General features: G+C 35.2%; 8 protein-coding genes and 2 pseudogenes. 9 read left to right on the forward strand and 1 reads right to left on the reverse strand.

All coding sequences use genetic code 11. The annotated features are described in order from the left end of the window. The 9 genes and pseudogenes from QWY90_RS17100 to QWY90_RS17140 form a co-directional block, all read left to right on the forward strand. A partial coding sequence (locus QWY90_RS17100; protein WP_290283977.1) for a hypothetical protein occupies positions 1 to 237 on the forward strand: 237 nt, incomplete at its 5' end. A gap of 152 nt (positions 238 to 389) precedes the next feature. Continuing rightward, the gene (locus QWY90_RS17105; RefSeq protein ID WP_290283979.1) at positions 390 to 641 is read left to right on the forward strand and encodes a hypothetical protein; all 252 of its coding nucleotides are present in this window, start codon (positions 390 to 392) and stop codon (positions 639 to 641) included. A gap of 483 nt (positions 642 to 1,124) precedes the next feature. Further along, positions 1,125 to 1,865, forward strand: coding sequence for a WxL domain-containing protein (locus QWY90_RS17110; protein WP_290283985.1), 741 nt, complete (start codon positions 1,125 to 1,127; stop codon positions 1,863 to 1,865). A gap of 33 nt (positions 1,866 to 1,898) precedes the next feature. Further along, on the forward strand, positions 1,899 to 2,360 hold the full coding sequence (locus QWY90_RS17115) for a hypothetical protein (protein WP_290283980.1): 462 nt from the start codon (positions 1,899 to 1,901) through the stop codon (positions 2,358 to 2,360). A gap of 11 nt (positions 2,361 to 2,371) precedes the next feature. Next, a complete protein-coding gene (locus QWY90_RS17120; RefSeq protein WP_290283981.1) occupies positions 2,372 to 2,665 on the forward strand; it encodes a WxL domain-containing protein in 294 nt (97 codons plus the stop codon). Between the two features lie 243 nt (positions 2,666 to 2,908). Next, positions 2,909 to 3,391, forward strand: coding sequence for a DUF916 domain-containing protein (locus QWY90_RS17125; protein WP_290283982.1), 483 nt, complete (start codon positions 2,909 to 2,911; stop codon positions 3,389 to 3,391). Between the two features lie 183 nt (positions 3,392 to 3,574). Then, positions 3,575 to 3,988: a WxL protein host-binding domain-containing protein gene (locus QWY90_RS17130; RefSeq protein WP_290283984.1), complete on the forward strand. Its 414-nt coding sequence runs from the start codon at positions 3,575 to 3,577 to the stop codon at positions 3,986 to 3,988. 698 nt (positions 3,989 to 4,686) lie between these two features. After that, positions 4,687 to 6,977, forward strand: a pseudogene (locus QWY90_RS17135) (YfhO family protein). 1 nt (position 6,978) lies between these two features. Next, positions 6,979 to 7,281 carry a YfhO family protein gene (locus QWY90_RS17140; protein WP_500683664.1) on the forward strand — a complete coding sequence of 101 codons (303 nt, stop codon included), beginning with the start codon at positions 6,979 to 6,981 and terminating at the stop codon, positions 7,279 to 7,281. A 134-nt stretch (positions 7,282 to 7,415) separates the two neighbouring features. Here the strand turns inward: QWY90_RS17140 and QWY90_RS17145 are convergent. Next, a pseudogene (locus QWY90_RS17145) lies at positions 7,416 to 8,210 on the reverse strand (NAD-dependent epimerase/dehydratase family protein); the annotation flags it as partial.

Below are 8,210 nucleotides of genomic sequence, written 5' to 3' on the forward strand. Positions count from 1 at the left end.
ACACGCGCGCTATATTATCAAGTAACTTTTACAGTGAAAAAAGCTGATTCTAGTTTAGCAGACGACCTAGTGAAAACTATCTCAGTCACTGTGATTAACCGTTTTGCTAATATAACTGTACAATTCATAAATGAAAAAGGAACAGCTTTACATGAACCCGTTCTAATTGAAGGAATGATTGGTAAAACTGTTGATTTAACAAAAGAAAAACGATTACGGATGTTATCACAGAAATAATTAATAAGAAGTATCTGGTTAACCATCGTCCAACAGATGAAGAGGCTGTTCTAGTTGAAGCGGCAGGGACGACAGTTCAATATAAATTTGAAGGGACACTGTTTTTAGAGTCAGCGCCAACTTCAATCGATTTTGGAATTAAAAAAATTGGTTTGTTTGACCAAAAAATAGAGAAGCCAACCTATGACAATCCTTTAAAAGTTTGGGATAACCGAGGAACTCTTAGTCAATGGACGATGACGGCAACGGTTGAAGATCCTTTTAAAAATCAAGTAGATCCAAGTAAAATTTTACCAAAAGCGCTTCAGTATAAAGTAGATGGAGGGGAGACGCTCCTTTTAGAGGAAGGGAAGCAGTGCCGATTGTTGTTCATCAGCATCAAAGCCCAGGCTCATACAACATAAGCGATAGTTGGGACAACGGGAAATCGGGATTGCAATTAAATATTCCAGCGGGAAGTATTCGAAAACTTGGTGAATATCAAGCGACTATTTTATGGAAACTAGGATTCACCCCCTAATGAAAGGAGCGTTGATTATGAAAGAATAAACAGAAAAAGACGGATTGTTCTTATTTTATGTTTTCTTTATAGTGCCTTCTCCTTATCATGTTACGCATTTGCGGAAGAAAATGGTGGAGCGGTTCAAACAAATGGCGAGATTGCTTTTTTTGAGGAAAAAACCACACAGACTTCTAATGAACCAACTATCCAAAAGCCAAAAGGAAAATTACCGGCAACAGTGAAGTTGTTCGAAACAGTTTAGGTGGAATTGGAGTGTTAATTCTTTTACTGTTGTTATTCTCTTTATAGAAAACGGAGGAATCAAAAAAATGAGTAAAAAGTCCAACTGCTTTCTGTTAGTTTTGGAGTTTGCATATTATTTTCTATACTATTTTCTGATTCTGTACAGGCGACATCCTCAGTACCGGGGGAAGGATTAATTGAATTTCAAGGTACTTATCCTAGGCAGGTAATCGATCCAGAACACCCAGGAGAAAGTGCAGATCCAGGAGGAAGTCCTTATACGACAGGCGATTTAAGAATAGATTATGTTCCTAAATTCGAATTTTGGAAAGTGAAGAGAGTGAAAACAGATCAAGTTTACTATGGTAATGCTCAATTGTTTCATGGAAATACTGGAGTGCGAGGGAATTATATTCAATTATCGGATTATCGTGCGACTGGAGGCGGTTGGACCTTACAGGTTCGTCAAGAAACACAATTTAGAAATGAAGGCACAATAAACAAAGAACTAAAAGGAGCGGTTATATCGTTAGACAAGTCGTGGGCTAATTCTACGAGTTCTTCAACAGCACCTTTAGTTTCAAAAGAAGTGATTCAAATGAACCGAATCGGAGAAACTTATAATTTGGCTGAAGCTAAAAAAGGAACAGGCGAGGGGACTTGGGCAATTATTTTCGGTGCTACAAATGATAACTCTCAAAAAATGAAAAATACTCTAGTCCCTAAATTGGATAGCAAAGGCAATCCCGTCGTCGATAGTAATTTTGAAAATAAACCAATCTATGAAAATACAGCATTGAGTTTATCGATTCCAGGAGCAACAAAAAAAGATTTAGTAACCTATCAAACGGTGATAACTTGGATATTATCCGAGCTACCATAAATAAATGAATGAAAAAAATTGGAGGAATTAAACATGAAAAATTCACAAAAATTAGTAGGAGTTGCCTTATTAGCTACAGCAGCAGTAGGTCTAGCCTTACCGAGTATTTCAAAAGCAGCACCAAGCGTAACAGGAAAAGGAAAAGTGACATTTACTCAAGACTTAACAACAAATCCGTCGAATAACAAACCAGGAGAATCAACGGGGCCAGAATTAAATGAGCCATCACAAAATACAGATCCCTTAGCATTGAAAATTGTATCTGTCACAGATATGGATTTTGATTCTCATAATATTATTTCAAATGATTCTAATAAATCATATGAAGCTTTACCATTTGCAACTACTACCGGCAAAGACGATAAAAAAGAACCCGTGAAAACTGCCCATTTTGTTCGTTTCCAAGACGTTCGCGCCGATACGACAAACAACTATTTTACTATTTCTGCAAAAATGACAAAACAATTTTCAAATGCAACAAAGGCACAACTTTAAGTGGTGCTACATTGGATTACAAAAATATTTCTTTAGTAACAGGAACAAACAAGTCAACTTTACCATCTGCAGCTACAGTAAAAGCTGTAACTCCGTTAGTGTTTGATGTGGAACAAACATTTGTAGAGAACAAAGAAGTAGGAAAAGGTTTTGGTGTTTTCGAATTAATGTTTGATACCAATGAAAATGCAAGTGCAGCGGCAGGCAAGTATAAAGGAGTCTCTTTAGAAGTTCCTGGAAGCACGATTTTAAGAACAGGTGAATATCAGGCTGAGATTACATGGTCAATTGCTGACGCAAAATAGTTCTCTCAGGATTCGTTGTATCAGAGAGTGGAACAAAACTAAAAATCAGTTTTGTTCGCTCTTTAAATCTGAATAATCGGCGAGAAGAAAGCATCCCCTATACTTTGTTCCAATCCTATCAAGCTCTAAATGCTAAAATAGTAAGAACTTAAGGACTTAGCTTTCAAGGCTAAATGCTTTTATCTCGACCTATTCTTTAAAAGAAAGAAGGATTCTAGTGAATAAAAAAGAATAGCTTATTTTATGATGATCGTATACATAGTTGGGTTTTGCCTATTTTTTTCTGTTAAGGCAAAAGCTGAATCAGAAAAAAAACTGGGAGTGGAGGGATTTGCCTTTGAAGTCATTCAACCAGAAAACCAACAGAACAAAGAAGTAGGATATTTTGATTTACATTTGAATCCTGGACAAAAGCAAATGGTACAAATGAAATTAAAAAATACTTCTGAAGAACAAATTGTTTTAGGTGTGGCATTGAATAGTGCGAAAACAAATAGTAATGGAGTGATTGAATATGGCCCCAATAATATTCCTAATGATAGTTCTTTAAAGTATGATTTTTCAACTATTGTAGAAGCACCCAAAGAAGTTACATTGGCTCCTAAAAGTGAAACGATGCTAGATTTGAATATAAAATGCCGGAGGAAGCTTTTGAAGGCTATATTTCAGGTGGGATTCAATTACAAGAGAAAGACCAAGATATTAAAAAAGAGAATAAAGGGATGATTATAAATAAGTTTGCCTATCTGACAGGTATGTTGTTGAGTAATTCTGACTCCAAAAATATTGAACCTAAGCTGGAATTTAATAAATCTATCCGGAATTAAGCAATTACAGAAATGCGATATTTGTAAATTTTTCTAATGTCACCCCAATTTATGTTAACGATATGACAACTGAAGTAACATCATGAAGAAAAATTCAGAGTCAGTTATCTATGAAACGAAAAAAACAAAGATGCGGATGGCTCCTAACACAACCATCAATTTTCCAGTACCTATGAACGGTGAAAAGATGATGTCAGGGGATTATAAAGCAAAAATTCTAGTCACAACACTCTCTGGTGGACGGTGGGAATGGGAAAAGACCTTCACCATTTCGAATGATGAAGCAGAAAAATTTAATGAACAAGATTTAACTTTGACTCAAGATTCTGGTGTAAATTGGTTGTTAGTGGGCTTGATTATTGCTACTGTTCTGTTACTCGCTTTATTGATATTTTTACTGATTCGGATGAAGAACAAGAAAAAAAGAACGAGTCAAAAACAACAAAATAAAAAAGGAAGAACAAAAACGAAAGGAAATAGAGAATGGAGATTTTAGATGGTATTTTATTAGCGCTCCTATCTCTCACTTTTTTAGGTTTTATCTTTTTCTTCATTTTTTGTGTTACTTCCTATCAAATAGAAAAAAAATTCGTCTTTTGGAGGGGAAAAGACCACCTAAAAAGAAGAAAAAAGCGAGGCAACGTTGGAATCGAAAGAAGAAAAAACTAAGCCAAAAACAAAATAGGATAGGAGTAACAGTTATTAGTTGTTTTCTAATTAGTTTAGCTTGTGGAGCAGGTTCTACCTACGGATTGTATTACCAATCTACCACCTTAAAGAGAAAGATTCAGAAGCAGTTATTCAAGGGTATGTTCTTTTGAGTGAATTAAGCAAGGAAGTAGCTAAAGTTCCAGAGACAGAAAAACCTGAGAAAGTCCAGACTGTAATATATGATTTGGCGGCTCGCTTAGCGAGTTACGGAGCGCGAAGAGCCGATGGAAGGTTAGGTTCAGAAGAGCAACAGTTATTAAATCGTCTCTATAGTAATATGAAGGAGCTAGGGTTGAACATTGGAGCGCAATCAATCGATCATTAAAAGACCCAGAAATTTATGAAGATTACCAAAAAGATATTCAAAAACGAAAACAAACCAAAAAAAAGTCTTGGATCATTTAGAGTCAGTCAAAAGGATTTAGAAAAGTTAGTAAAATGATGGGCCAAGTAGTTTGAGACGAATAAAGGAGCAATAAATAAATGGTAAAACAGTATTTAAAAATAAATTGGAAATACTTAATTCTAAGCTTTCTAATTCCTTTAGGTATTTTGTCAATAATTTATTTTTCGATTGGAATCTATCCAGGTAGCCAAGAGAGAACGATTTTGGCAAGTGATTCATTTTCTCAGTTTTCTAACTTTTTTTCCGGGTTTAAGCATGTATTGTCAGGAGAGCAATCTATTTTTTATACATGGAATAGCTCATTAGGGTTAAATTACTGTCCTTTATGGCTTACTACTTAGGGGGGATTTTTACTCCTTTAGTAGTCTTTTTTGAAGGAATTCAAATTACTGATTTCATTTATGGTCTGACCTTATTAAAAATTGGCTTGTTAGGCTGCTCCTTCTATTTTTTTTCAAGTCAGATGTTTAAGTTAGCGCGTTGGAAGTATCTGGTATTAAGTCTATCCTATAGTTTGATGTCATTTGTACTAGCCTATTCTGAAATTATTATGTGGCTAGATGCATTAATTTACTTGCCATTGGTCATCTTAGGAATTCATCGCATTTTTGATCGAAAAAAGCCATTACTTTTATTTGTTAGCTACTCACTATTGTTTGTATCTAATTTCTATATTGCTTTTATGATTGGTTTATTTTCGGTTTTTTATCTGTTGCTTCAGCTGATTTTAAAACCCGAAAACTACTTAAAGAAAAGTGCTCAGTACCTAATAACACTGATTTGTTCATTAGGTGTTTCATCGGTGGTGTTACTTCCGACATTTTTAGATATTAAAAATAATGGGGAAGCTTGGTCAGCTATTTCAACGTTCAAGACAGCGGACACGGGACCTTGGGATTTGGCGATTAAAAATATGATTGGCGTTTATGATACAACCAAATTCGGCTCTACTCCCTATATATTTGTAGGACTCTGGACACTAATCCTTTGCCTATTTTTCTTTATGACAAAAAAAGTAGCTCTTAAGGAAAAAATAGGCTATGGCAGTCTACTCTTTCTGTTGATTGTTAGTTTTTATGTAGAACCCCTCAATCTATTTTGGCATGGGATGCATTCGCCAGCGATGTTTCTTTTTCGGTTTAGTTTTCTATTCTCTTTCGTGCTTATTCTCTTAGCAGGCTATGGGTGGGTAAAGCTAGAGTCCACAGATTATAGTAAAATAGTTTCAATTGTTTTTTTTCTTTTAGGAATTTTCGTCTGGACGAAGTTTATAACGGATCAAGGGAAGTATGATTATCTCTATACAATGAGTTTTGTGTGGAGTGTTCTTTTTCTTTTGATATATCTCTTATTCGCTTTTTTATTATTCAAGAAAAAATGGAATTTTAGTTGGTTAATTTGTCTGTTTGTGTGTTTAATAGGTATTGAAATGGGTCTGAATGGGTATGGGTTGGTTCGAGGAATCTTGCTTGAGTGGAATTATCCAGCAAGAAGTTATTATGCTAAAGATTACCCAGCGATTAGAAAACTAGTGGATCAAACTAAACAAAGCAACAAAAACTTTTATAGATTGGAGAATTTGACCCCCGTTTCTGCTAATGATGCGTTTAACTATGGATATAGTGGGGTGAGTCAGTTTTCTTCAATCCGTAATCGTCGTTCGGCTGCTTATCTAAATCAATTAGGGTTTCGATCTGCAGGGACGAACCTAAATATACGTTACGCTAACAATACGTTATTAATGGATAGCCTACTAGGAATAAAATATAATCTATCTCGCCAACCAATTATGAAATACGGTTATGAACCAATAGAAAAAAGTGGGGATTTTACTTTATACAAAAATGACTATGCTCTTCCTTTAGGATATTTGACAGATAAAGAGGTTTATTCTAAGAAAACATCGGGAACACAAGTGACATTATTTAATCATCTAGCCGAAATGAATGACGATTTTTTCACGGTTATCCCTTTGAAGAGTATCCAGAAGGAAAATCTCCAAGAGACAACTGAAGTAATCAATCATACAACGATTGTTTCCTATAAACCGTATGAAAAAAAGAAGCCAATGGAAATTACTTGGCAAGTCAAGATTCCCGCAAATAAGCAAGCATATCTTAGCTTGTACCCTGTAGATTATAAAGACTTAAGGTATTCCAATGTTGAAATAACAGTCGATGGTAACACGTATAAACATTCAGTGGTAGAAACAGGACAATATTATACAGTAGGCTACTATCCTAAAGACACGGTAGTCACTATCAAAGCTTCATTTACTCAAAAAAGTGGCAAACGATTAGTTCGATTGGTTGAACCTGATATTGCTTTACTAGACGTAGGACAATTTACAACTGCCGTGGAAAAATAAAATCAAAAGGGGTCAATTTAAAACCGAGGGTAGAAAAGCAACGGCAGAAGTTTTACTTAGAGAAAAACAAGTCCTGTTTACAACAATTCCCTACGATAAAGGCTGGCAAGCTTACGTTAATGGAAAAAAAGTCGAAATCTTACCATTTGAGAATGCTTTTTTATCCCTTCAATTGAATAAAGGAGAAAATAACATAGTGTTCACCTTCTTTCCGGAGGGGCTAAAATTAGCACTTGTTATGATGGTTATTAGCTTGCTAAGCTTTGTTTTCTATTTATATTATTTGAGTAGGAAGAGAAATTAAAAAACAAGCTAAACCAGAAAAAATCCCCTAGACTAAAGTACTTATAAAAGGCTTAGTTTAGGGGATTTTAGATTAAAAAAATATCATTAGTATGTTTGATTTTATCCTGTTTGTTCGTAGAAAGTTTTTAGTAATTAAATGATGTCAGTATCTTTCACTTCTTTTACATAACATCTAGCTAATTCATCTTCATCATGTAATGGATTCCATACTTGTGCGAAGAAGGGGCTGTGTTTTGCTTGTTCGTTAAAATTCCAACTCTCTCTTTCGCATTCATCGCACCAATGTCCAGCTTCTAAAATAAGTCGAGGGCTAGCGGAGAAGTGATGGCCACAATGACATTGGAAATTTAATTTGTCTGACCAATTACCAACGGTCATGGAATCAGATAAGCATTTGCCACCACGGAAAAGGGCAGCTTTTTTTACATCCTCAATCGTTAATTCGGATTCAGGTTTTGTTTCATCGTATCCGTGATCTAATACAACCGGTGTTCCTACTGGTCTATGAAGGACAAACTTATCCCAGCCAGGAATCTCTGCCCATTTTTTTCGTGAAATAAAGAAGGCATCTAATTGTTCGTCTTCATTATTAATCACCCAGTGGAGAGTTCCAGTATCCGTTAAAGCGGTTCTTTCATTATTCTCACGAATTCCTTGAACAATTTGTTCTGGAGTTATAGTAGGCATGGAATCTGCTTGTTCACTGGCTGCTTGTTGCATTACTTGTCCATAAAATTCAACAAAATCATCGACAGATTGGCTTCTGTAATGTAAAAAATCGTCTAATTTATCTGAATCAAGATACCACTGTCCGTGGAAATTGTGTGTTGCATACCAGTTAGGCTCTGCAACTTTTCTAAAATCAGAGATGCCAATTTTTGCCATCATTTTACTCATTAGTTCGTAGTTCGTTACCCGGCAAATATA

Origin of the sequence: Flavobacterium paronense (genome assembly GCF_030409795.1) — a bacterium.
Classification (GTDB): domain Bacteria; phylum Bacteroidota; class Bacteroidia; order Flavobacteriales; family Flavobacteriaceae; genus Flavobacterium; species Flavobacterium paronense.

What these genes read in the sequence shown, in the direction of transcription:
- QWY90_RS17115 (WP_290283980.1), top strand. Translation starts at nt 1,899, where the DNA reads ATGAAAAATTCACAAAAATTAGTAGGAGTTGCCTTATTAGCTACAGCA.
- QWY90_RS17125 (WP_290283982.1), top strand. Translation starts at nt 2,909, where the DNA reads ATGATGATCGTATACATAGTTGGGTTTTGCCTATTTTTTTCTGTTAAG.
- QWY90_RS17130 (WP_290283984.1), top strand. Translation starts at nt 3,575, where the DNA reads ATGAAGAAAAATTCAGAGTCAGTTATCTATGAAACGAAAAAAACAAAG.